Origin of the sequence: Streptomyces sp. NPDC088252 (genome assembly GCF_044740965.1) — a bacterium.
In the GTDB taxonomy this organism is placed as follows: Bacteria; Actinomycetota; Actinomycetes; order Streptomycetales; family Streptomycetaceae; genus Streptomyces.
In genome coordinates this window covers 35,409-57,917 of sequence record NZ_JBIURS010000004.1, presented here as the reverse complement: position 1 = coordinate 57,917, position 22,509 = coordinate 35,409, and the positions used below count along the sequence as shown (strand labels likewise).

Sequence of the window (22,509 nt, the reverse complement as noted above, 5' to 3'; positions counted from 1 at the left end):
AGCGCCGGGACGAGGTTCACCGGCACGAGGTGAAACCCACAAGGGCCGCCGCACCGGTCGACGGTGCGGCGGCCCTTGTGCCGCGGACGGTGCGGGAACCGTGCGTCAGCGCACGTCGCCCATGAGCTCCACGACCTTCTTGCGGTACATCCAGATCGCGACCGCCGCGACGATCGCGAGTGCCGCCTCCAGGCCCACCATGCCGGTCTTGTTCAGGTTGACACCCGCCAGCGACAGCAGGCTGGTGGTGCAGTCGCCCGCGGTGACGGCGAGGAACCAGACACCCATCATCTGGCTGCCGTACTTCGCCGGAGCCATCTTCGTGGTGACCGACAGGCCGACCGGGGAGAGGCAGAGCTCACCGACGGTCTGCAGGAAGTAGATCGACACCAGCCACATCGGGCTGACCTTGTCGCCGTCCGTGGTCATGGTCAGCGGCAGCATGAAGACGAGGAAGGAGACGCCGACCAGGAAGAGACCCGAGCCGAACTTGACGACCGTGCTCGGCTCCTTGCCACGCCGGTTCAGCGCCAGCCAGATCCAGGCGACGACCGGGGCCAGCGCCATGATGAAGACCGGGTTGACCGACTGGTACCAGGAGGTCGGGAAGCTCACACCCAGCACGCTGTTCGTGGTGGAGGACTCACCGAAGAGCGACATCGTGGAGCCGCCCTGGTCGTAGATCATCCAGAACACGGCCGCGGCGACGAAGAACCAGATGTAGCCGGACATCTTCGACTGCTCGGTCTTCGAGAGGTCCCGGTCCCGCTTGATCCGCACCAGCACGGCGATCGGAATGATCAGACCGGCGACGGTGATCGGGACGAGCGCCCAGTTGAGCGTGTACACATCGGTGGCGACGAGCACGCCGTAGAAGACGGCGGCGGCTATCAGCCACAGCAGACCCTTGCGCAGGGTCGTACGGCGCTCCTCGGCCGACAGCGGCTTCGGGACGACGCTGCTGCGGGCGCTGAGGTGGCGCGTGCCGATGAGGAACTGGGCCAGGCCCAGTGCCATGCCGGCCGCGGCGATGGCGAAGCCGAGGTGCCAGTTCACCTTCTCGCCGATCGTGCCGATGATCAGCGGGGCGGCGAAGGCACCGAGGTTGATGCCCATGTAGAAGACGGTGAAGCCGCCGTCGCGGCGCGCGTCCTCCGGCCCGTTGTAGAGGTGGCCGACCATCGTCGAGATGTTGGCCTTCAGCAGACCGGAGCCGAGCGCGACCAGCGCCAGACCGGCGAAGAAGGTGCCCGAGCCGGGCAGGGCCAGCGTGAGGTGGCCCACCATGATGATCGCGGCCGAGACGGTGACCGTCTTGCGCGGCCCCCAGACCCGGTCGCCGAACCAGCCGCCGGGCATGGCCAGCAGGTACACCATGGCCATGTAGATGGAGTAGATCGCGGTGGCCGTGGCCGCGTTCATGTGCAGGCCGGAACCGGAGACCAGATAAAGCGGAAGCAGGGCCCGCATGCCGTAGAAGCTGAAGCGCTCCCACATCTCGGTCATGAAGAGAGTGGCCAGGCCGCGGGGGTGGCCGAAGAAGGTCTTCTCGGATCCAGATGTACTGGCCGGGTCCTTCGTCAGGCTGGACGCCATGGTCGATCCTTGGGTGCTCGGGACGCGACGCCTTGTGAGCGTGACGCGCCCGGTGGGGGGAGGCCGGCACCGACCCGGCCGCACCCCACCCCCACGCCTGACAGGGGATTCGTCCCGACCGCCGGACCCACAGGGAGCCGACTGGAGGAGACGGGGACCGACCGCATCGGGATCCACGCCCGGTGCGCATCCTCGCGCTCCGGGCCCGGCCACAGGTCATTCACTGAAGTCACGGCTGGCGGGTACCAGCCGGCAAAACAAAAGAGACCCTCGGCGCTAAAAGCTGCCCAAGGGTCCTTGAGTAGTGCAACAGGCGTCAAGCCACCATACGACACGACAGTGCCGGATTTGAATGGACTTGAGAGATGGATCACAGGTTCCGATGGAACCGCACTCCCATATTCGAAGGTGCCTCTCCGATTTCCCTGCGGACCCGCAGGGCTTTTCGATCACCTCACAGCATCCCCCCTGCGCGGACTACCATCACTCCATGACCCGTGTACTGCTCGCCGAGGACGACGCATCCATCTCGGAGCCACTGGCCCGCGCCCTGCGTCGGGAGGGTTACGAGGTCGAGGTCCGCGAAGACGGTCCGACCGCTCTCGACGCCGGCCTCCAGGGCGGAATCGACCTGGTCGTACTCGACCTGGGCCTGCCCGGGATGGACGGCCTCGAAGTCGCCCGCAGGCTCCGTGCCGACGGCCACACCGTGCCGATCCTGGTGCTCACCGCCCGCGCCGACGAGGTGGACACCGTCGTCGGCCTGGACGCGGGAGCCGACGACTACGTCACCAAGCCCTTCCGCCTGGCCGAACTGCTCGCCCGCGTCCGGGCCCTGCTGCGCCGCGGCGCCAGCGAGCCCGCCCCGCAGCCCGCCACCCACGGCGTCAGGATCGACGTCGAGTCGCACCGGGCCTGGATGGGCGACGAGGAACTCCAGCTCACGGCAAAGGAGTTCGACCTGCTGCGGGTCCTGGTCCGCGACGCCGGCCGGGTTGTCACCCGCGACCAGCTGATGCGCGAGGTCTGGGACACCACCTGGTGGTCGTCGACCAAGACCCTCGACATGCACATCTCCTGGCTCCGCAAGAAGCTCGGCGACGACGCGGCCAACCCCCGCTACATCGCGACCGTGCGGGGCGTCGGCTTCCGCTTCGAGAAGAGCTGACGTACAGAAGCACTCATGCGCCGCAGACTGATCAACTCCACGCTCGCCGTGGTGCTCGTGGTGATCGCCGTCTTCGGCGTCTCCCTCGTCATCGTCGAGAGCCGCACCATCAGCAACAGCGCCCAGGAGAGCGTCGACTCCGAGGCGCTGCGGCTGATCAGCGTCGTCGAGAGCCGACTCCTCGGGGATGAGCGGATCAACCCCGCGCTGCTGGCCGAGCAGATCTCCAGAAAGCGCTACGCCCTGGTCAAGATCCCCGGACGCGCCCCCCTCGAAGTCGGCACGCGCCCCACCGGCAGGGTGATCAGCAGCACGGCCGAGGGGGAGCAGGGCGAACGGGTCACCGTCGAGGAATCCAGCTCGGCCGTCACCCGCGAGGTCGGCCGCACCCTGCTGATCATCGGCGCGGTGGCCCTGCTGGCCATCGTCTCCGCGGTGCTCCTCGCGGTGCGCCAGGCCAACAAACTGACCTCACCGCTGACCGACCTCGCCGAGACCGCCGAACGTCTGGGCTCCGGGGATCCGCGCCCGCGCCACAAGCGGTACGGAGTGCCGGAGCTGGACCGGGTCGCCGACGTCCTGGACGCCTCCGCCGAACGGATCGCCCGAATGCTCACCGCGGAACGCCGGCTGGCCGCCGACGCCTCGCACCAGCTCCGTACGCCGCTGACCGCGCTCTCCATGCGGATCGAGGAGATCTCCGTCACCGACGACCCGGACACGGTGAAGGAGGAGGCGAACATCGCCCTCACCCAGGTCGAGCGGCTCACCGACGTGGTCGAGCGGCTGCTGACCAACGCCCGCGATCCGCGGACCGGCTCCGCCGTCGTCTTCGACCTCGACGAGGTCGTCAAGCAGCAGATCGAGGAGTGGCGCCCGGCCTACCGGGGCGAGGGCCGCGCCGTCGTCCGCTCCGGAAAGCAGGGGCTGCGGGCCGTCGGTACACCCGGCGCGGTCGCCCAGGTGCTGGCCGCCCTGATCGAGAACTCACTGATGCACGGCGGCGGTACGGTCGCGCTGCGCACCCGGGTCACCGGCAACCAGGCCGTCATCGAGGTCACGGACGAGGGTCCGGGCGTACCCCCCGACCTCGGCGCCAGGATCTTCGAGCGGACGATCAGCGGCCGCAACTCCACCGGCATCGGCCTCGCGGTGGCCAGGGACCTCGCGGAGGCGGACGGCGGACGGCTCGAACTGCTCCAGCAGCAGCCACCGGTCTTCGCGCTCTTCCTCAGCCGAGTGGCCCTGAAAAGACAGGAACCGGAACGCCCGGTTCGGTGAAGCGGCTACCGCCGGGCCGAATCCGCCTCGACCCGCGGGACCTGCTCCGTACGCCCCTGCTTGATGAACCCCTCGGCCTTCAGCACGGTCTCCTTCGCGGGCAGCGCCTTGAACACCCACGTCCGGTAGGACCAGAAGCGGAACAGCGTGGCGATGCCGATCCCGAGGATCTTGAAGACATTGCTCTGGACCGGGCTGTTCCACCCGAACCCGTACGTCGCCGTGTACAGCACACCGGTCTCGATGACCGCACCGACCGCGCTGAACAGCAGGAACAGCGTCAGTTCGCGGGTCCGTCCGCTCTTGTCGCGGTCCCGGTACGTCCAGTAGCGGAAGCCGACGTAATTGAAGAGGATCGCGACGAGCGTCGCCAGCAGCCCCGCCCGCACCACCTGGAGATCCGTGGTGCGCCAGAGCAGGTTGGACACCGCGATATTGACGACCAGGCCGAAGGCGCCGACCGCGCCGAACTTGGCGACCTCCCGGGCCAGCAGATCCAGCCGGGCCCGCAGTGCGCCCCGTTCGCTCATGGTGATCGCTCAGCCTGTCTGTCGGTTACGTCGGCCAAGCCATGCTAGCCGCCTCCCCCACAGGGCGCCCGGGGATGTTCGGACAGGTGCGGCCGTGCTCGACGAGCCCGCCCGGCGGGGGCGGCGGAGGGCGTCGTCGGGCGGGCTTCGGGGCGGCGGATACCCTGGAGGAGTGACGTTCCCGGTAGTCGGTATGGTCGGCGGCGGTCAGCTCGCCCGTATGACCCACGAGGCGGGCATCCCCCTCGGCATCAAGTTCAAGCTCCTCAGTGACACCCCCCAGGACTCGGCGGCCCAGGTGGTGAACGAAGTCGTCGTCGGCGACTATCGCGACCTGGACACGCTGCGTGCCTTCGCGCGCGGCTGTGACGTGATCACCTTCGATCACGAGCACGTACCGACCGAACACCTGCGGGCCCTGGAGGCGGACGGCATCCCCGTGCGCCCCGGCCCGGACGCGCTGGTGCACGCCCAGGACAAGGGGGTGATGCGCGCGAAGCTCACCGAGATCGGCGCGCCCTGCCCCCGCCACCGCATCGTGACGGACCCGGCGGACGTCGCGGCCTTCGCCCAGGAGGTCGGGGGCTTCCCCGTCGTGCTCAAGACGGTCCGCGGCGGCTACGACGGCAAGGGCGTGTGGGTGGTCCGCTCCGAGGCGGACGCGGCCGACCCCTTCCGCGCCGGCGTCCCGGTCCTCGCCGAGGAGAAGGTCGACTTCATACGGGAGCTGGCGGCCAACATCGTCCGCTCGCCGCACGGCCAGGCGGTCGCCTACCCGGTCGTCGAGTCGATCCAGGTCGACGGGGTCTGCGACACGGTGATCGCCCCGGCCCCGGAGCTGGACGAGCGGCTCGCCGGCGAGGCCCAGCAGCTCGCCCTCCGGATCGCCTCCGAACTCGGTGTCGTCGGCCACCTCGCCGTCGAGCTCTTCGAGACCCGTGGACCCGACGGGAAGCCCGGCATCCTGGTCAACGAACTGGCCATGCGTCCGCACAACTCCGGGCACTGGACCCAGGACGGCGCGATCACCTCGCAGTTCGCCAACCACGTCCGGGCCGTCCTCGACCTGCCGCTCGGCGACCCGCGTCCGCGTGCCACCTGGACGGTCATGTCCAACGTCCTCGGCGGCGACTACCCGGACATGTACCAGGCGTACCTGCACTGCATGGCCCGCGACCCGCAGCTCAAGATCCACATGTACGGCAAGGACGTGAAGCCCGGCCGCAAGGTCGGACACGTCAACACCTACGGCGACGACCTGGCGGACGTGCGTGAGCGCGCCCGGCACGCGGCCGACTACCTGCGAGGAACGATCACCGAATGACTTCCCCCGCCTCCGCCGCGCCGGTCGTCGGCATCGTCATGGGCTCGGACTCCGACTGGCCCGTCATGGAAGCAGCGGCCAAGGCCCTCGACGAGTTCGAGATCCCCTACGAGGTCGACGTCGTCTCCGCCCACCGCATGCCGCGCGAGATGATCACGTACGGCGAGCAGGCCGCGGAGCGCGGTCTCAAGGTGATCGTCGCGGGTGCGGGCGGTGCCGCCCATCTGCCCGGCATGCTCGCCTCGGTCACCCCGCTTCCGGTCATCGGTGTGCCGGTCCCGCTGAAGTACCTGGACGGCATGGACAGCCTGCTCTCCATCGTGCAGATGCCCGCCGGTGTCCCCGTCGCGACCGTCTCGGTCGGCGGCGCACGCAACGCGGGCCTGCTGGCCGCCCGTGTCCTCGCCGCCCACGACGGCGAGCTGCTGGCCCGGATGCGGGAGTTCCAGCAGGAGCTGAACGACCAGGCGACGGAGAAGGGCAAGCGGCTCCGCAGCAAGGTCCAGGGCGCCGACTCCTTCGGCTTCGGGAAGTAGGCCCCGGTGGAGAAGGCCGAACAGCTTGAGCGGGTGGCGGAACTCCTCGCCGAGTACCCCGTCGTCGACGGGCACAACGACCTGCCGTGGGCGCTGCGCGAACAGGTCGGCTACGACCTGGACGCCCGCGACATCGCCACCGACCAGTCCGCCCATCTGCACACCGACATCCCGCGGCTGCGCGCGGGCGGCGTCGGCGCCCAGTTCTGGTCCGTCTACGTGCGATCCGACATGGCGGGCGACGAAGCCGTCAGCGCCACGCTCGAACAGATCGACGTGGTCGCCGAGCTGCTGGAGCGCCACCCCGCGGACCTGCGGCGCGCCCTGACCGCCGACGACATGGAGGCGGCCCGCGCCGAGGGCCGCATCGCCTCCCTGATGGGTGCCGAGGGCGGCCACTCCATCAACAACTCGCTGGGCACCCTGCGCGCCCTGCACACCCTGGGCGTCCGCTACATGACGCTCACCCACAACGACAACATCGCGTGGGCGGACTCGGCGACCGACGAGCCGGGCGTGGGCGGTCTCTCGCCCTTCGGCCACGAGGTCGTACGGGAGATGAACCGCACCGGCATGCTGGTCGACCTCTCCCATGTGGCGGCCACCACCATGCGCGACGCGCTCGGCACCTCCTCGGCGCCGGTGATCTTCTCGCACTCCTCGTCGCGCGCGGTCTGCGACCACCCGCGCAACATCCCGGACGACGTCCTCGGCCGCCTTCCGGCCAACGGCGGCATCGCCATGGCGACCTTCGTACCGAAGTTCGTCCTCCCGGCGGCCGTCGAGTGGACCCGTGCCGCGGACGAGAACCTGCGCGCCCACGGCCTGCACCACCTCGACACCACCGCGCGGGCCATGGAGATCCACGCCGCCTTCGAGGCGGCCAACCCGCGCCCGATGGCGACCGTGGCGACGATCGCCGACCACCTCGACCACATGCGCGAGGTCGCCGGGATCGACCACATCGGCATCGGCGGCGACTACGACGGCACCGCCTTCCTCCCGGAGGGCCTCGGGGACGTCGCGGGCTATCCGAACCTGATCGCGGAGCTGTTCGGCCGCGGCTGGTCGAGCGCCGATCTCGCCAAGCTCACCTGGCAGAACGCGGTACGGGTGCTGCGCGACGCCGAGGACGTGGCGCGCGAGCTGGGCACGCGCCGGGCACCGTCGCACGCCACGATCGAGCAGCTGGACGACCAGGCCGGCTGAGCCGGAGTTCCTGAGTGCGGGGCGCCCCTCGGGGCGCCCCGCACTCTTTTCTGCCCGCTTCTAACACGCACACAGGCAGAACGGGTGCCCCGCGGGATCCGCGTACACCCGGAACGTCCGCTCCCGGTCCGCCGCGTCCAGCACGGTCGCGCCCTGTGCGAGCACCTCCTTCTCCGCCGCGTCCAGATCCGGCACGGACAGATCCAGATGGAACTGCTGCGAACCGTCCGGACGCGGCCACTGCGGCGGTACGTGACCGGGCGCGCCCTGGAACGCGAGCCGCGTGCCCCCGGCCCCGGTCAGCTCCACCCAGCCCTCGCCGTCGTCCTCGACCTTCCCGCCGAGCAGCCCGGCGTAGAAGCCGGCGAGCGCGGCGGGGTCGGGGCAGTCCAGAACGACAGCACCCAGTGTGGCGACAGCCATGGCACTTCCTCCTTCGAACGGGGAGACACTTCGGGCAAGGAAAGTTACCTCTAAATCGTCTCAACAGGTAACCGTTACTACATGCTGCCGCACTGGAGGTAACGTCGCAACCATGAATGCGAAGGATTCCGCGCCCGGCGGACTCGCCCTGATCGAGGCCCTGGTCAACACACTGGACATCGAGACCGGTGCGGACGCCCTCGACACCGCGGACGGGCGCGCCGCCTTCTCTCTCACCGAGTCCGAGGTGCCGGGCGCGCGCGTGCTGCGCGAGGCGCTCCGCACCGCCTGCCTCGCCCACGCCGGTCACCGTCCGCCGGACGGCGCTGCCGCGCCCCCGCTCGACCGGCTGCTCGCCGAAGCGCCCCTGCGCGTCAGCGTGGACGCGGCGGGCGTCGCCGCACTGCGCCCCGCGGCCGAACCGGCAGGGCTGACCGCGCGCGTCGCGGCGGCCATCGCCACCGCGGCGGCCGACGGCACCTGGGCCCGGCTCAAGGCGTGCGAGGCCGAGGACTGCCAGTGGGCGTACTACGACCGCAGCCCGGCGGGGCGCCGCCGCTGGTGCTCCATGTCGGTGTGCGGCGCCCGCGCCAAAATGCGCACCTACCGCGCGAAGCGCGGCTGAGAGCCTGTCGGGTGACCTCGGACCGGGCCCGTCACGCCCTGGCACGCACGCTTCCCGCGTTGTCGTCGGTCGCCGACGCTCCGCGTCGACTCCCTCCTCCGCCTCGGAATCGCACGCACCGGACCGCGTCCGCCATCCGATCCGAGGTCACCCCACAGGCTCTGAGGGCGCGGGTCAGGCCCTCGGGCGTCCCATCGCCCGGAACGTCCAGCCGGCCTTGCGCCACAGCTCGCTGTCGAGCGCGTTGCGGCCGTCCAGGATGATCCGGCGGGAGGCGACCTCGCCGAGTGCCGCCGGGTCCAGCTCGCGGAACTCCCGCCACTCCGTCAGATGCAGCACCACATCCGCGCCGCGCACCGCGTCCAGCGCCGAGTCCGCGTAACCGAGCGTGGGGAAGAGCCTGCGGGCGTTGTCCATGCCCTTCGGGTCGAAGACCGTGACCTGGCCGCCCTGCAGCTGTATCTGCCCCGCCACGTTCAGCGCGGGCGAGTCCCGCACGTCGTCCGAGTCCGGCTTGAACGTCGCGCCCAGGACCGCCACCCGCTTGCCGAGGAACGAATCGCCGCCCACGGCCTCCCGGGCCAGCTCGACCATGTGGCCGCGGCGCCGCATGTTGACCGAGTCGACCTCGCGCAGGAAGGTCAGCGCCTGGTCCGCGCCCAGCTCGCCGGCGCGCGCCATGAAGGCCCGGATGTCCTTCGGCAGGCAGCCGCCCCCGAAGCCGATCCCGGCCCGCAGGAACTTCGAGCCGATCCGCTCGTCGTGCCCGATCGCCTCGGCCAGCTTCACCACGTCACCGTCGGCGGCCTCGCAGACCTCGGCCATGGCGTTGATGAACGAGATCTTCGTGGCCAGGAAGGAGTTGGCCGCGGTCTTCACCAGCTCGGCGGTCGGGAAGTCCGTCACCACGAACGGCGAACCCTCGGCGACCGGCACCGCGTACACCTCGCGCAGCAGCCTCTCGGCCCGCTCGCTCGCCACACCGACGACGATCCGGTCCGGGTGCAGGGTGTCCTTCACCGCGAAGCCCTCGCGCAGGAACTCCGGGTTCCAGGCCAGCTCCGCGTCCGCGCCCGCCGGGGCCAGCTCCGCCAGCCGCGCCGCGAGCCGGGCCGCCGAGCCCACCGGGACGGTCGACTTCCCGACGACCAGGGCGGGCCGGGTCAGATGCGGTGCCAGCGACTCGAAGGCGCTGTCGACGTAGCTCATGTCACAGGCGTACTCGCCGTGCTTCTGCGGAGTGTTCACGCAGACGAAGTGGACGTCGCCGAAGTCCGCCACCTCATCCCACGAGGTGGTGAACCGCAGCCGCCCGGTCGATCCCTCGATGCCCTCGACGTGCTGGTGGAGCAGCTCCTCCAGGCCCGGCTCGTACATCGGGACCCGGCCGGCGCCCAGCATCTCGATCTTCTCGGGCACGACATCGAGGCCGAGGACCTCGAAGCCCAGTTCCGCCATGGCCGCGGCGTGGGTGGCGCCGAGGTAGCCGGTGCCGATCACAGTGATCCTGAGGGCCATGGAGTGCTCCTGAGAGATGCGGACAGACGTGCGGTGAACGAGCATAGTCGTGCCCTCGAAGGCCCGGTTTCCGGCTGCCCGCGTGGGTTCTCCCACCCCTGTCATGAAGCTCACGCGTGCATTGCATAGGCCATCACGGGAGCTGGGCTCTAAAATCGGGTTACTTAACGGTAGTTAGCTTCATGGGGAGTGAGCGTCTTGGCGGGTTCGACCGATTTCGACCTGTACCGTCCGGCCGAGGAGCACGAGATGCTCCGCGAGACGGTGCGTGCGCTCGCCGAGGCGAAGATCGCCCCTTACGCGGCGGCGGTCGACGAGGAGGCGCGCTTCCCGCAGGAGGCGCTGGACGCCCTGACCGCCGCGGACCTGCACGCGGTGCACGTACCCGAGGAGTACGGCGGCGCGGGCGCCGACGCCCTCGCGACGGTCATCGTGATCGAGGAGGTGGCCCGTGTCTGCGCCTCCTCCTCCCTCATCCCGGCCGTGAACAAGCTCGGTTCGCTCCCCGTGGTCCTCTCCGGCTCCGAGGACCTGAAGAAGAAGTACCTGGGCCCGCTCGCCAAGGGCGACGGCATGTTCTCGTACTGCCTCTCCGAGCCCGACGCGGGTTCCGACGCGGCAGGCATGAAGACCAGGGCCGTGCGCGACGGCGACTTCTGGGTGCTCAACGGCGTGAAGCGCTGGATCACCAACGCGGGCGTCTCCGAGTACTACACGGTGATGGCCGTCACCGACCCGACCAAGCGCTCCAAGGGCATCTCCGCCTTCGTCGTCGAGAAGTCGGACGAGGGCGTCTCCTTCGGCGCCCCGGAGAAGAAGCTCGGCATCAAGGGCTCCCCGACCCGCGAGGTCTACTTCGACAACGTCCGCATCCCCGCCGACCGCATCATCGGCGAGGAGGGCACCGGCTTCGCCACCGCGATGAAGACCCTGGACCACACCCGCATCACCATCGCGGCCCAGGCCCTCGGTATCGCCCAGGGCGCCCTCGACTACGCCAAGGGCTACGTCCAGGAGCGCAAGCAGTTCGGCAAGCCGATCGGCGACTTCCAGGGCGTCCAGTTCATGCTCGCCGACATGGCCATGAAGCTGGAGGCGGCCCGCCAGCTCACCTACTCGGCCGCCGCCAAGTCCGAGCGCCTCGACAGCGACCTCACCTTCTTCGGCGCCGCGGCCAAGTGCTTCGCCTCCGACGCCGCGATGGAGATCACCACGGACGCGGTCCAGCTGCTCGGCGGCTACGGCTACACGCGGGACTACCCGGTGGAGCGGATGATGCGCGACGCGAAGATCACGCAGATTTATGAAGGCACGAACCAGGTCCAGCGGATCGTGATGGCGCGGAACCTGCCGTAACGGTTATTGCCCATACGCGTCTGGCCCCCGGTACCACACCGGCGGTCAGACGCGTGTAGGCAGCCAAGACACCGCGCGAGGCGAATCAGCCGGGCCGCAGACAACGGGTCCCGTTTGTCATCAAACCCAGTCGGCCGACACGGGGGCAAGGTTCTCCAACAGGGCGCTGCTTCAAGACGCCATGGCCCGGCTGCGCGGGGAGCGGTGACGGCGGTAGTAGGAGACGGTGACGGCGGCGAGTAGAGGGCCCCACAGGACCAGCGGTTGGTAGAGGATGCCGACCACGAGGTCGCCGGTGCCCGTCATGTCATCGTGCGGGTACGTCCACCACCAGGGAACATTGGCCCACATCACGGTCAGTGCCACTGCGCCGAGGGTGGCTGGGACGACGGCGGCCATCGGGCGCACGGCGCGTCCTCCGACCAGCGGTATCCAGCGCGGCACGACTTCGCCCCAGGGGCGCACCAGACCGATCGTCAGGAAGGCGAGAAGCTCGCAGACCACGCTCAGTGTCAGCATCCAGACCTTCGCGCCGAGCGTCTCGAAGTCCGCGAAGCGCTCGTCCAGGTAGCCGGCCGGACAGCCGAGCACCAGGGCGATCCGCCACAGCCCGCTCGGCAGTACGGCCAAGGTGGTCAGATGCGCGGCCCAAATTACCCAACGGGGCGGCGGCGCAACGGAGTTTGCGGCCGTGGCGGCGTCCGGAGTGCTCATGCGAATCATCCTGCCGCCCCACCCGTCGCGTTCCATCAGCCTCTGCGCCTGCTCCGGTTGGTCCGCTGGGCTGACGCCTGGCCTGCGTGACCGTGCCGTAAGGCGGACCGACCGTCAGACTTCGAGACGATGTGCGCAGCAAAGTCCGTCCGTGCTTGCTGAGTTCTGCCGACGACTGGGTTCAGTGACAAGCGGGCTGGATTCATTGGCAACGGACACTGGAGGCAGTTGGTGATCAACCCAGCCATGAATGTTGAAGGGAGACGACGTCATCGCCGGTGTCGCTGTTTGCGTTGCGTGAACTATTCGCTGTGACGTGACGAGGGGCGTCCGTAGGGTTCGTGCATGGCAGACGAGAGTGAGCGGGCCGTTCAAGCGGCCATTGAGGCGGAGATGCGGCTTCTCGACCCTGAGGTGCGGGCTTCGCCGGCCCTGGTGTCGGAGCTCCTGGACCCGGAGTTCCTCGAGATCGGAGCGTCGGGGCGGCGCTGGGACGCGACGTCGATTCTCACGGTGACGAGTGACGGTTCGGTGGCCCCCGAAGCTCCGGTCGAGGTCAGCGATATGTCGGGGGCCGTACTCGCTCCCGGCATCGTTCATCTGACGTACTTCGCCGACCACAGCGGGCGCCGAGCATGGCGGAGCTCCGTGTGGCGTCTGACGGAAGCGGGCTGGCGCATGTACTTCCATCAGGGCACTTTGACGAGTTAGGTCCGGTGACGGCCCCGACGCACCGCGGCCCGCGCCCTGCTCCGGCCCTCGGACGTGCGGGGAGCCGTGAACGGCATGCGGGCATGCGGGCAGGAGGGGCGCAGTCACCGTGAGCCACCGGGGCGGGGCTACTCCTCGGCGAAGACTTCTTCGGCGGAGGCGGCGGTGGCGGCGCGGTTGAGCCACTGGTGCAGGAGCTGAGGGTCGTCGCAGCCGGTGATCTTCGAGCGGGTCTCGTCGGTGATGGCGATACCGCGCACGTCGAGGATGAGCAGGAGTCCCTCGGCTCGACCCTCGGCCCGGCCTTCGGCTCGGCCTTCGTCCCGGAGTTCTTCCGAGAGGGGCGACTTGTAGAAAGAGAGGTCCACGGCCACCAGATTCCTCCACTGTTGTGCGGCCGGGCGGTTGCCCAGGCCTTGTGCGGTGAGTTCGATGATGGGGTCGGCGATTACTTCCGGTGTGTCCCGCAGTGCGGCGGACAGGGTTTTCAGTATGGCACCGACGTCCGGATTGTCGGCGTGGGTGATGGCGGCCAGGGTGGTGAGTGCGAGGTCCTTGCGGGCTTCGGCCACATCGGTGATGACAGGCATGTTGTGCGGGCCCGCGACGAGGGGATACAGGGCGAACGTGGGAGCGGTCACGCGTGGCGGTGGTGCGGGCAGCGGGGCCGGCTCGTTGGGAACCGTTCGGGGCTGAGGGGCTGCGCCGGGCTGGTTGTACGAGACGGTGCGGGTGATGATGCGGCCGTCGGCGAGGCGTACGCGGCTGCGGTGCAGGTAGCCGGTGGCTTCGAGTTCGCGCAGTGCGGCGGCGATGCGGGTTTCGCTCTCGGGGAAGCGGTCGGCGAGGTGTTTGATGCCGATCTTGGCTCCGACGGGGAGCGACTGGATGTGGGTGGCGAGCCCGATCGCGGTGAGGGAGAGTCCGCGGTGCTGGGCGAGGTGGTTGCCGATGACGGTGAAGCCTGCGACGTGCCGGAAGTTGATGTGGATGACACCGGATGACGGCGTGGCGCCCCCGGGTGCGGGGGACGGAGCGCACGGGGGCGCGGTAATCTGCTGGGTATCCATCGGGAAGCTCCGAACTTCCTCGGTGGTCAGGCCCTCGGTCGAGATTGGCGTCTCGTCGGGGGCCGTCGCATGTCTGCAGTTGTCGCGGCGAGCATATGCCAGCCAACCCATATGAAATCCAGCCCAGTTGCCCTATGTCACCCGCGCGAGTGACGGGGGTCGGGGTGGGGTCGGGTTTGGGTGGGGAGGGTGATTTCCCCAGGTTCTTTGAAGCTCTATGCGTCGTGAGGCACGGCGACGTGGCTCACCGGGTCGCGGGCCTCCGCGACCCGGTGAAGCGGTCACGGTACGAGGCCGAGTTGATTGTCCCGTGCTTGTCCAGTGCTGTCCCGCCTGTCCGGGGTGACGTGCTGGGGACACCAGGGGTTGAGCAAGAACGGCATGCACGTCGGAAGTGGGGCACGGATGAGCGTGGATGGGACCGGTGCGGAGCGCGGGGACGGTGGGGCGGACGAGCCCGGCTGGGACGTCGATCCCGACGACGAATCGGGGGTGGCGGTGGTCGCTGCGGTGGGCCGTCAGATCAAGGCGTGGCGGGAGTCGGCAGGGCTGCGGGCCGGCGAGTTCGGGGCTGCGATCGGGTACGGGGAGGACCTGGTCTACAAGGTGGAGGGCGGGCGGCGCATCCCTCGGCCGGAGTTCCTGGACCGGGCGGACGAGGTGCTGGGTGCGGGCGGGAAGCTTGCTGCGATGAAGCGGGATGTGGCGGAGGTCCGTTACCCGAAGAAGGTGCGGGATCTGGCGAAGCTGGAGGCCAAGGTCGTCGAACTGGAGGCGTATCACCACCACAACATCAACGGCCTGTTGCAGACCGAGGAGCACATGCGCGCCCTGTTTGCGTCGTGGCTGCCCGCCTACACGCTGGACGAGATGGACCGCGTGGTGGCCGCTCGTATGGCCCGACGATCCATCTTCGATCGAGATCCCCTCCCGTCGCTGAGTTTTGTCCAGGAGGAGGTGACGCTTCGCCGTCCGGTCGGAGGCAGAATGGTGTTGCGCCGACAACTCGAACGCCTCTTGGAAGTAGGGCAGTTGCGGAATGTGGCGATCCAGGTGATGCCGACCAACCGCGAGGAACATCCTGGGACGGGCGGACTGATCGAGGTGCTGAAGTTCCCCGACGGCAGTGCGGTGGGGCGTTCAGAGGGTGTGTTCAGCGGACGCCCGGTCTCCGACCCGAAGCAGCTCAGGATCCTTGGGTTGCGCTATGGGATGATCCGGGCCCAGGCTCTTACGCCACGGGAGTCGCTGGCTTTCATCGAGCAAGTTCTGGGAGAGACATGATCAACAAGCCCTCTGCCGGGGACGCTTCCGAGCTGGAGTGGTTCAAGAGCAGTTACAGCAGCAGTGGCGACGGCAACGACTGCATCGAGGTCGCGTGCACCCCAGGCGCGGTGCTCGTGCGCGACTCAAAGAACCTGCCGGGGCCCCGGCTCGCCTTCGGCGCGGGCGCGTGGGTGGGCTTCGTCTCGCACACCGCCCGTCACTGATCCACACGCACTTGCGCCCCGTGCCTGGTTGATGCAGGGGTGGGGTGCGCTGCTGTCAGAAGAACCTTGCAACTCCCCAGCCAGGCCCCCGGTCAACAGTCCGGTAGTCCCCGCTCGGACACCAGGGGGCAAGTAACCCGTCGGTAGGTTCCGAGGGCTTGGCCGCTGCTGTTTCCTGGCGCTGGGTGCTTCGTCGGCCGGGTCTGGTCAACGTCTGGTCGTGCGGCTCGTGACCGACGGGGGCGGTGTCGTTGCTTGGTTGATCTGATCTCTGACTACCCCGGAGCGCCTGCGGAGCCCGCGCAGGTGCGGGCTGTGGAGCACAGCACCGCCCCGGCCGACAACGACCCCGGGGTCTCCACTCAGTTCGTCCCGCTGGGCAGTCGCCCGACACGTCGCCGAGCACGATCCGGCCGTCCGCCGCCGTCGGTGAACCTCCAGAACGTACCGGTGGGTTACTTGCTCCCTGGTGTCCGAGCCAGGACTGCCGGGCCGAAGCTGATGGATCATCACAAATGTGCGGGTCCATGTCATGTCGTGTAGCCGCCATGGCGGTCTTGTCGAGAACATGGCAGCGATGTTTAGTTGTCGCGGCGGATGAATCCATCTGCTGTCGACCGAGAACCAGCGCACGGGTCGACCCCAGCTCAGCAGCATGGGAGTCACACATTGCGCACTTCGAGGCATTCCAGACCGGCCGCGCGGAGGATCTCCGCGCGACTGGCCGCTTTCACCGCGGCGGCTGTCGCAGTCATGGCTGCGGGATTACCCGCAGCCCAGGCTGCCACCGGCGCCGAGGCAGCCGCTCCGGGCACCGTCGCCACCGCGACGCATCCCGGGGGCGGTCTCGCCGCCTCCAGCGTCGGCTCGCATGGCGAGATCTCCGGCGCCGTGACAGACAGCTCAGGCAAGGCGCTTTCCGGCGCCTCCGTCGTAGCCGGAATCTACCGGTCGACCACCGACGCCCAGGGGCACTACAACCTGACGGTGCCGCCTGACACCTACAAAATGGCCGCGTACGCCTACGGGTACGCGCCCAAGAAGGCCAACGGCGTCGTCGTCGACGATGGCACCGTCACGATGGACTTCGCGCTGGACGCGGTGGCCCGGCAGACCGTGACCGGTAAGGTGACCGACGGCTCCGGCCACGGCTGGCCGCTCTACACGAAGATCACCATCGATGACGTGCCCGGAGCCCCGGTCTTCACCGACCCGTACACCGGCGCGTACAGCGTCGACCTGCCGCAGGGCGCCGACTACACCCTGCGCTTCACCTCCGTGTACCCCGGCTACGAGGCAGTCACCAAGCGGGTGACCGTGAATGACGCGGCGCAGACCGTGAACGTCGCGGTCCCGGTGGACGCCGAGGCGGCCACGGCGCCCGGTTACCAGGTCAAGCGGTCCGGCCCGACCCAGCCCTTCGACTCCACCGCCGGCACCCCCGAGGGCTGGAGCGTGGTCAACGCCGACGGCACCACCGGCGGCTGGTCCTTCGACGACTTCGGTAAGCGGGGCAACAAGACCGGTGGTTCCGGCGCCTTCGCCATGGTCGACAGTGACAAGATCGGCAGCGGCAAGAAGCAGGACAGCTCGCTGATCTCGCCGGTCTTCGACCTGACCGGCAACGACAGCCCGCAACTGGAGTTCGACACCGACTACAAGAGCTACACCAACCAGACCGGCAACATCGACGTCAGCACTGACGGCGGTGCGACCTGGACCAACATCTGGAACCGCACCACCACCCTGACCGGCCCTGCCCATGTCGAGCTTCCACTGACCGACTACGCCGGGAAGCCCGGCGTGCAGCTGCGGTTCCACTTCACGGGCAGCTACGGCTACTGGTGGGAACTCGACAACGTGTTCGTGGGCAAGCGGACCTACGAGCCTGTCAGCGGTGGTCTGGTGGCCGGTACCGTGAAGGACGCCAACACCGGCGACGGCGTCGTCGGCGCCACTGTCGTCAACACCGACGCCTCGCAGGACAAGGCCATCACCGCGGCCACCCCGGACGACCCGGCGCTCGGCGGCGGCTTCTACTGGATGTTCACCTCCAAGACCGGCAGCCACACGTACACCGCTTCCAAGTCGCAATACGCCGACCTGGCCAAGACGGTGAAGGCGGCTCCGGACAGCACCACCCAGGCGGTCTTCGACCTGAAGGCCGGCAAGCTGGCGTTCACCCCTGGCTCGGTCGACAAAACGCTCGGCTGGGGCAAGCAGGCCACCCAGAACCTGACGGTGAAGAACACCGGCGGTGCGCCTGCCGGCCTCACCCTGGGCGAGCAGCCGGGCGGCTTCACCCAACAGCTCAAGGGCGGCGCGCCGCTCAACCTGGTGAAGGGCGACTACTCCCCGCTGGCCCTGCGCAAGGGCAAGACCTCGGATGCGGCTTTGGCGGCCAACGCGGCCGGTGACGCCTGGCAGCCGGTGGCCAACCTGCCGACCGCTGTGCAGGACAACGTGGTCGCCGTCCACGACGGCAAGGTCTACTCCGCCTTCGGCTACACAGGCAGCGCGGACACCAACGCGCTGTACGCCTACGACCCCGACAGCGGCTCCTGGACCAAGCTGGCCTCCGCGGCCGACACCCGCGAGGGCAGCCCGGCCCACGGCTTCATCGGCGGCAAGCTGTACGTGGTCGGCGGCTGGGGTGCCGACGGCGACCCCGACGCCAAGCTGGAGGTCTACGACCCGGCGTCGAACAGCTGGTCCACCAAGGCGTCCTCGCCCAAGCCGTACGCCGGTTCGGGCAGCGCGGTGCTCGGCGGCAAGCTGTACGTCGTCGGCGGCTGCACCGACAGCTGTGGCACCACGGACGCCACGGTCTACGACCCGTCGTCGGACAGCTGGTCCCAGATCGCCTCCTACCCGGAGCCGATCTCCTGGCAGTCCTGCGGCGGCATCGGCGGCAAGCTCTACTGCGCCGGTGGCAGTGGCGGCACCAGTTCGACCAAGCACGCCTACGTCTACGACCCGGGCGCCGACAACTGGTCGCCCATCGCCGACATGCCCGCCGACCTGTGGGGTTCGGCGTACGGCGTGGGCAACGGCATGCTGCTGGTCTCCAGCGGTGTCGTCAACGACAGCGCCGCCATCACCAACCAGGGCTACGCCTTCGACCCGGGCACCGGCAGCTGGACCGCCCTGCCCAACGCCAACACCAGCGTCTACCGTGTGGGTGCTGCCTCCGGCTTCTACAAGGTCGGCGGCAACCCCGGCGGCAGCTCGACGCCGCCGGTGTCCACCGTCGAGGTGCTGCCCGGCTACGACCAGGGCGGCGAGTCCTCGGACGTCAGCTGGCTGTCCACGAGCAAGGACAAGGTGACACTCCAGCCCGGGGAGAGCACCACGATCACCGTCGGCCTGGACGCCACGGTCCCCGAGGTCACCCAGCCCGGCGACTACACCGCTGCGCTGACCGTCCGGACCGACACCCCGTACCCGGTCGCCGACGTCGGCGTGAAGATGCACGTCAACCCGCCGAAGGACTGGGGCAAGTACGCCGGCACCGTGCTCGGCGCCGATGGCAAGGGCGGCACCGCGCCACTGGCCGGGGCGACCGTCCAGATCGACAGCTGGGCGAACAGCTACACGCTGCGGACCGCCAAGGACGGCACCTTCGCCCTGTGGTTCGACACCCGCAACAACCCGGTCACCGTGATCGTGGCCAAGGACGGCTACCAGCCGGTGGTCACCACTGTGAAGCTCAAGAAGGGGGAGACGACGACCGGCAACTTCATGCTGAAGAAGGCCTCGTGACCCTGCTCCCGTGAAACAGCGCGGGCCGGCCCCTCAGGGCCGGCCCGCGCGCTCACCGGCCCACTGCCCGAAGGAGTTCCTGCCGCTGACCGAGGAGGTCGACGAGCGGGGGGCCGCCGGGTGGGCACGGGCGGCGGAGGGGTCCACGGAGCAGGTCCGGCCCCATGGGCCGGAGGTGCGGGGCGGCGTTGCTTCCGGATCGTCCGGGTCGAACGGATGGGGCGCATCGGGCCGGCAGGCCCGAAGGGCCCACGGCGCTCGGACATCGACATCCAGGAACCCACGCGGATCCACCCCGCGATGGACGCGATGGACGAGTGGGGACAACGTCGACTCCAACCAGCAGCGGTGGAACCGGGGCGAACTCCTGATCGCTGCATGGCAGCCGCGTGGCGTACCTTCCACGTCCATGACCGACATCGACAAGCTCACCGACCTGTTCACCGCGCTCGGCGCCGACGACGCCGCGGGCTGGGCCGACTCCGAGGCCGAGGAGAACATTCCGCAGCTCGCCCGTTACCGGTTCCTGCGCATGGTCTGGCAGGACATCGACGGGTGGAGTGCCGCGGCCCCCGACTGGGTCGAGGCCTACCGGAAGGACGGGCTCGCCGGTGGCGCGGTCGAGCGGGCGCTGGCCCTCGGTCTGAGCCCCGGCGACCTGGGGGAGATAGCCCGCGAGGTGGCGAAGGAGACCGCGTCCGGTCTGCTCTACGGGCTGGCCGACCCGGCCGACGGCGACCTCCCGCCCGAGGTGGAGCGACAACTGCCCGGCTGGTGCCTGGCCGAGCTGTCGCCGCAGGGCGAGCCCACGGGGCGGATTCTGGACGCGCTGTACGAGGACTTGGACGAGACGGAGCCGCAGGGGCCCATGGGAGGCGTGGGATGACCGCGTTCGACGTGAGCGAGCGACGGATCTGGGAGGGGCGGGCCGAGAGCTATGCCCGGACCTTCGCGCGGCTGTGCGCCCATACGGTGCCCGCGCTACTGGATGCCGCAGGGGTCGGGCCCGGAACGCGGGTGCTCGATGTGGGGTGCGGCAGCGGCGCCGTGACGGTGGCGGCCGTCGCGCGCGGTGCGGCCGTACGGGCCGTGGACGCCGATCCCGGAATGGTGGAGCTGACCCGGCGCGCCGCACCCGGGGCCGATGTCCGGTGCGGGACGCTCCCGCAACTGCACGAGGACGGCGGGTTCGACGCCGTCGCGGCGAACTTCGTGCTCAATCACGTCGGCCGTCCGCTGGACGCCCTGGCCGAGCTGACCCGGCTCACCCGTCCCGGCGGCCGGGTCGCCGTCACCATCTGGCAGGTGCCGGGCGCCCCCGGTCAGGCGCTGATCGGGCGGGCCGCCGAGGCGGCCGGGCTGACCCGGCCCCAGTGGCTGGCCACCGTCGACCCCGAGCACAACTTCCCGCGCACCCGCGACGGGCTGGGCGCGCTGCTGGAGAGGGCCGGTCTCGGGGACGTACGCAGCGAGGTCCTGACCTGGGACCACCGCGTGGAGGCGGAGGACTGGTGGGCCGGGCCGGCCGCCGGGGTGGGCGCGATCGGGCAGCTCGTCAACAGCCGGGGCCCGGCCGGGCTGGCCGCGGCCAAGCGGGAGTACGACGTGCTGTGCACCGAATTCACGGCGGACGACGGTCGGTTGGCGCTCCCGCATGTGGCGCTGCTGGCCGGGGGGAGCCGGCCGGGAGAGTGACCGCGCGGACGGGGCCGGGTTTCCCGGGCCCGTGCCCGACATGAGACAGGGCTCGGACGGCGAACCGTCCGAGCCCTGCTCGTGCCTGCTGCCGCCTGCGGTCAGTTGCCGGAGACGGTGACCTTCTCGTCGTTGTTGAGCTGCTCCACGAGCTGCTTCACCTTGGCCTTGTCCCAGACCAGATTGCCGCCGATGGAGCCCGAGATCGGCATGTTCATCGACGTGCCGTCGCCGCCCGTGACGCCCTTCATGGCGAAGAACATCTGCCCCAGGGACCAGAGCGACATGTCCTTGTCCACGATCAGCGTGTCCAGGCCGGCGCTCATCGTCGGGTAGAACTTGAACGGGTTGAGGATCGTGGACGGCGTCGCCGTCTGGCTCGCCAGCGCCGCGAGGAACTTCTGCTGGTTCTTCGTACGGGCCAGGTCCGACTCGGCGAACGCGTACCGGGTGCGGACGAAGGCCAGCGACTGCTCGCCGTTCAGTGTCTGCTTGCCCGCCTTGAAGTCGGCGCCGGACTTCTTGTCCTTGAACCCCTTGGGGATGTCCAGCTCCACCCCGCCGATCGCGTCCACGATCTTGGCGAAGCCGCCGAAGCCGATCTCGACGTAGTGGTCGATGTGCAGCCCGGTGTTGAACTCGACGGTACGGACGAGGAGTTCGGGGCCGTCCTCGGCGTAGGCGGCGTTCAGCTTGGTGAACCGGCCGCGGGCCGGGTAGAGCTTGCCGGAGTCGGAGCCCTTGTACGAGGGGATCTCGACGTTCGAGTCACGGGGCAGGGAGACGAGCGTCGGCCCGTTCGACCCGTCGTGCAGGATCATCATCGAGTCGGTGCGCTTGCCCTCGGCGGAGCCGGTGTGCAGCCGCTTCTTGTCGTCGGCCGTCATGCCCGCGCGGCTGTCGGAACCGACGATCAGGTAGTTGGTGCCGTCGCCGGCCTTCGGCCGCTCGATGACCTTGGAGAGGTCCACCTCGCGCTTGAGCTTGGAGTCGGCCCAGAAGTACGTGCCTATGGAGACCGCGAGCACCACGACGACCAGGGACAGCGTGCCTATCTTTATCCGGCGGCCCCAGTTCGGCGCCGGGCGCCCCTGGACGTAACCGCCGTCCCCCCGGCCGCCGCCGCTGCCCCGGCCGCCGCCGTTGCCGTCGCCGTAGACCTGGCCCGTGTTGTAACCGCTGTCGTACCCAGCGGCGTCGTCATAGCCCCCGGCGTACTGCTGCGACTCGCCCTGGCGCTGCCGGGGCGGGGCCGGGCGGTGCTGAGGCGGGGCGGGAGGGCGCTGGACGTGCCGCATGACGCGGGCGCCCTCGGGCCGCTCGCCGGCGCTGCCCTGCCCGTAGCGGTTGCCGCTGCGGTTGTCGTCGGACCATCCCTCGGGCCAATCGTTCATGCGGTCCAGTGTGCAGGCCAGGTGTGCTGGTATTACAGGGGGTGCGGGAAATCGCATCAGGGCTGTTGCGAAGCTGATGCATTGCCTCCTGGCGGAAGCCCCCGCAT

20 protein-coding genes and 1 pseudogene are annotated in these 22,509 nt (G+C 69.4%); 14 read left to right on the top strand and 7 right to left on the bottom strand.

Features of this window, described 5'->3' with window-relative positions; translation table 11 throughout:
* Window positions 1–105 precede the first annotated feature (105 nt).
* Window positions 106–1,596, bottom strand: a complete 1,491-nt coding sequence (locus tag ACIOHC_RS09885) for an oligopeptide:H+ symporter (RefSeq protein WP_351080971.1) — start codon at window positions 1,594–1,596, stop codon at window positions 106–108.
* A 490-nt stretch (window positions 1,597–2,086) separates the two neighbouring features.
* Between ACIOHC_RS09885 and ACIOHC_RS09880 the strand changes: the two genes are divergently transcribed.
* Both ACIOHC_RS09880 and ACIOHC_RS09875 read left to right on the top strand, forming a co-directional pair.
* The gene (locus tag ACIOHC_RS09880) at window positions 2,087–2,764 is read left to right on the top strand and encodes a response regulator transcription factor (protein WP_351080973.1); all 678 of its coding nucleotides are present in this window, start codon (window positions 2,087–2,089) and stop codon (window positions 2,762–2,764) included.
* A 15-nt stretch (window positions 2,765–2,779) separates the two neighbouring features.
* Window positions 2,780–4,045: an ATP-binding protein gene (locus ACIOHC_RS09875; RefSeq protein ID WP_351080975.1), complete on the top strand. Its 1,266-nt coding sequence runs from the start codon at window positions 2,780–2,782 to the stop codon at window positions 4,043–4,045.
* 5 nt (window positions 4,046–4,050) lie between these two features.
* Here ACIOHC_RS09875 and ACIOHC_RS09870 read toward each other — a convergent pair whose 3' ends face one another.
* Window positions 4,051–4,575, bottom strand: coding sequence for a GtrA family protein (locus ACIOHC_RS09870; RefSeq protein ID WP_351080977.1), 525 nt, complete (start codon window positions 4,573–4,575; stop codon window positions 4,051–4,053).
* Window positions 4,576–4,747: 172 nt separating this feature from the next.
* On the opposite strand from ACIOHC_RS09870, the gene ACIOHC_RS09865 reads away from it, so the two are divergent.
* Genes ACIOHC_RS09865 through ACIOHC_RS09855 form a run of 3 tightly spaced genes read left to right on the top strand, consistent with a single transcriptional unit; the run spans window position 4,748 to window position 7,644 of the window.
* Window positions 4,748–5,899 carry a 5-(carboxyamino)imidazole ribonucleotide synthase gene (locus ACIOHC_RS09865; protein ID WP_351080979.1) on the top strand — a complete coding sequence of 384 codons (1,152 nt, stop codon included), beginning with the start codon at window positions 4,748–4,750 and terminating at the stop codon, window positions 5,897–5,899.
* Window positions 5,896–6,435 (top strand): 5-(carboxyamino)imidazole ribonucleotide mutase, encoded by a 540-nt coding sequence (gene purE, locus ACIOHC_RS09860; protein ID WP_351080981.1) that lies wholly within the window; start codon window positions 5,896–5,898, stop codon window positions 6,433–6,435. The genes ACIOHC_RS09865 and purE overlap by 4 nt, the downstream gene beginning before the upstream one ends.
* A 6-nt stretch (window positions 6,436–6,441) precedes the next feature.
* Complete coding sequence (locus ACIOHC_RS09855; RefSeq protein ID WP_351080983.1) at window positions 6,442–7,644, top strand: dipeptidase; 1,203 nt, start codon at window positions 6,442–6,444, stop codon at window positions 7,642–7,644.
* 60 nt (window positions 7,645–7,704) lie between these two features.
* Here the strand turns inward: ACIOHC_RS09855 and ACIOHC_RS09850 are convergent, their stop codons facing one another.
* Window positions 7,705–8,067 (bottom strand): VOC family protein, encoded by a 363-nt coding sequence (locus tag ACIOHC_RS09850; protein ID WP_351080985.1) that lies wholly within the window; start codon window positions 8,065–8,067, stop codon window positions 7,705–7,707.
* 112 nt (window positions 8,068–8,179) lie between these two features.
* Between ACIOHC_RS09850 and ACIOHC_RS09845 the strand changes: the two genes are divergently transcribed.
* Window positions 8,180–8,692: a CGNR zinc finger domain-containing protein gene (locus ACIOHC_RS09845; RefSeq protein ID WP_351080987.1), complete on the top strand. Its 513-nt coding sequence runs from the start codon at window positions 8,180–8,182 to the stop codon at window positions 8,690–8,692.
* Between the two features lie 174 nt (window positions 8,693–8,866).
* Here ACIOHC_RS09845 and ACIOHC_RS09840 read toward each other — a convergent pair whose 3' ends face one another.
* Window positions 8,867–10,210 (bottom strand): UDP-glucose/GDP-mannose dehydrogenase family protein, encoded by a 1,344-nt coding sequence (locus tag ACIOHC_RS09840; protein ID WP_351080989.1) that lies wholly within the window; start codon window positions 10,208–10,210, stop codon window positions 8,867–8,869.
* 198 nt (window positions 10,211–10,408) lie between these two features.
* On the opposite strand from ACIOHC_RS09840, the gene ACIOHC_RS09835 reads away from it, so the two are divergent.
* Complete coding sequence (locus tag ACIOHC_RS09835) at window positions 10,409–11,566, top strand: acyl-CoA dehydrogenase (RefSeq protein WP_351081063.1); 1,158 nt, start codon at window positions 10,409–10,411, stop codon at window positions 11,564–11,566.
* Window positions 11,567–11,737: 171 nt separating this feature from the next.
* On the opposite strand, the gene ACIOHC_RS09830 is transcribed toward ACIOHC_RS09835, so the two are convergent.
* Complete coding sequence (locus tag ACIOHC_RS09830) at window positions 11,738–12,280, bottom strand: hypothetical protein (RefSeq protein ID WP_401842232.1); 543 nt, start codon at window positions 12,278–12,280, stop codon at window positions 11,738–11,740.
* Window positions 12,281–12,625: 345 nt separating this feature from the next.
* Between ACIOHC_RS09830 and ACIOHC_RS09825 the strand changes: the two genes are divergently transcribed.
* Complete coding sequence (locus ACIOHC_RS09825; protein WP_351080993.1) at window positions 12,626–12,991, top strand: DUF4440 domain-containing protein; 366 nt, start codon at window positions 12,626–12,628, stop codon at window positions 12,989–12,991.
* A 128-nt stretch (window positions 12,992–13,119) separates the two neighbouring features.
* On the opposite strand, the gene ACIOHC_RS09820 is transcribed toward ACIOHC_RS09825, so the two are convergent.
* On the bottom strand, window positions 13,120–14,061 hold the full coding sequence (locus ACIOHC_RS09820) for a hypothetical protein (RefSeq protein ID WP_401842230.1): 942 nt from the start codon (window positions 14,059–14,061) through the stop codon (window positions 13,120–13,122).
* 405 nt (window positions 14,062–14,466) lie between these two features.
* Between ACIOHC_RS09820 and ACIOHC_RS09815 the strand changes: the two genes are divergently transcribed.
* The 6 genes and pseudogenes from ACIOHC_RS09815 (at window position 14,467) to ACIOHC_RS09790 (ending at window position 21,008) form a co-directional block, all read left to right on the top strand.
* Window positions 14,467–15,345 (top strand): helix-turn-helix transcriptional regulator, encoded by an 879-nt coding sequence (locus ACIOHC_RS09815; protein ID WP_351080999.1) that lies wholly within the window; start codon window positions 14,467–14,469, stop codon window positions 15,343–15,345.
* Window positions 15,342–15,551 carry a DUF397 domain-containing protein gene (locus tag ACIOHC_RS09810; protein WP_351081001.1) on the top strand — a complete coding sequence of 70 codons (210 nt, stop codon included), beginning with the start codon at window positions 15,342–15,344 and terminating at the stop codon, window positions 15,549–15,551. The genes ACIOHC_RS09815 and ACIOHC_RS09810 overlap by 4 nt, the downstream gene beginning before the upstream one ends.
* A 753-nt stretch (window positions 15,552–16,304) precedes the next feature.
* Window positions 16,305–19,313: a carboxypeptidase regulatory-like domain-containing protein gene (locus ACIOHC_RS09805; protein ID WP_401842227.1), complete on the top strand. Its 3,009-nt coding sequence runs from the start codon at window positions 16,305–16,307 to the stop codon at window positions 19,311–19,313.
* A gap of 120 nt (window positions 19,314–19,433) precedes the next feature.
* Window positions 19,434–19,571 (top strand): annotated as a pseudogene (locus tag ACIOHC_RS09800) (DUF5954 family protein); the annotation flags it as partial.
* A 151-nt stretch (window positions 19,572–19,722) separates the two neighbouring features.
* Window positions 19,723–20,199: a hypothetical protein gene (locus ACIOHC_RS09795; protein ID WP_351081005.1), complete on the top strand. Its 477-nt coding sequence runs from the start codon at window positions 19,723–19,725 to the stop codon at window positions 20,197–20,199.
* Window positions 20,196–21,008, top strand: coding sequence for a class I SAM-dependent methyltransferase (locus ACIOHC_RS09790; protein ID WP_351081065.1), 813 nt, complete (start codon window positions 20,196–20,198; stop codon window positions 21,006–21,008). Before ACIOHC_RS09795 ends, ACIOHC_RS09790 begins: the two co-directional genes overlap by 4 nt.
* Before the next feature lie 101 nt (window positions 21,009–21,109).
* On the opposite strand, the gene ACIOHC_RS09785 is transcribed toward ACIOHC_RS09790, so the two are convergent.
* Window positions 21,110–22,402: an LCP family protein gene (locus ACIOHC_RS09785; protein ID WP_351081006.1), complete on the bottom strand. Its 1,293-nt coding sequence runs from the start codon at window positions 22,400–22,402 to the stop codon at window positions 21,110–21,112.
* Window positions 22,403–22,509 lie beyond the last annotated feature (107 nt).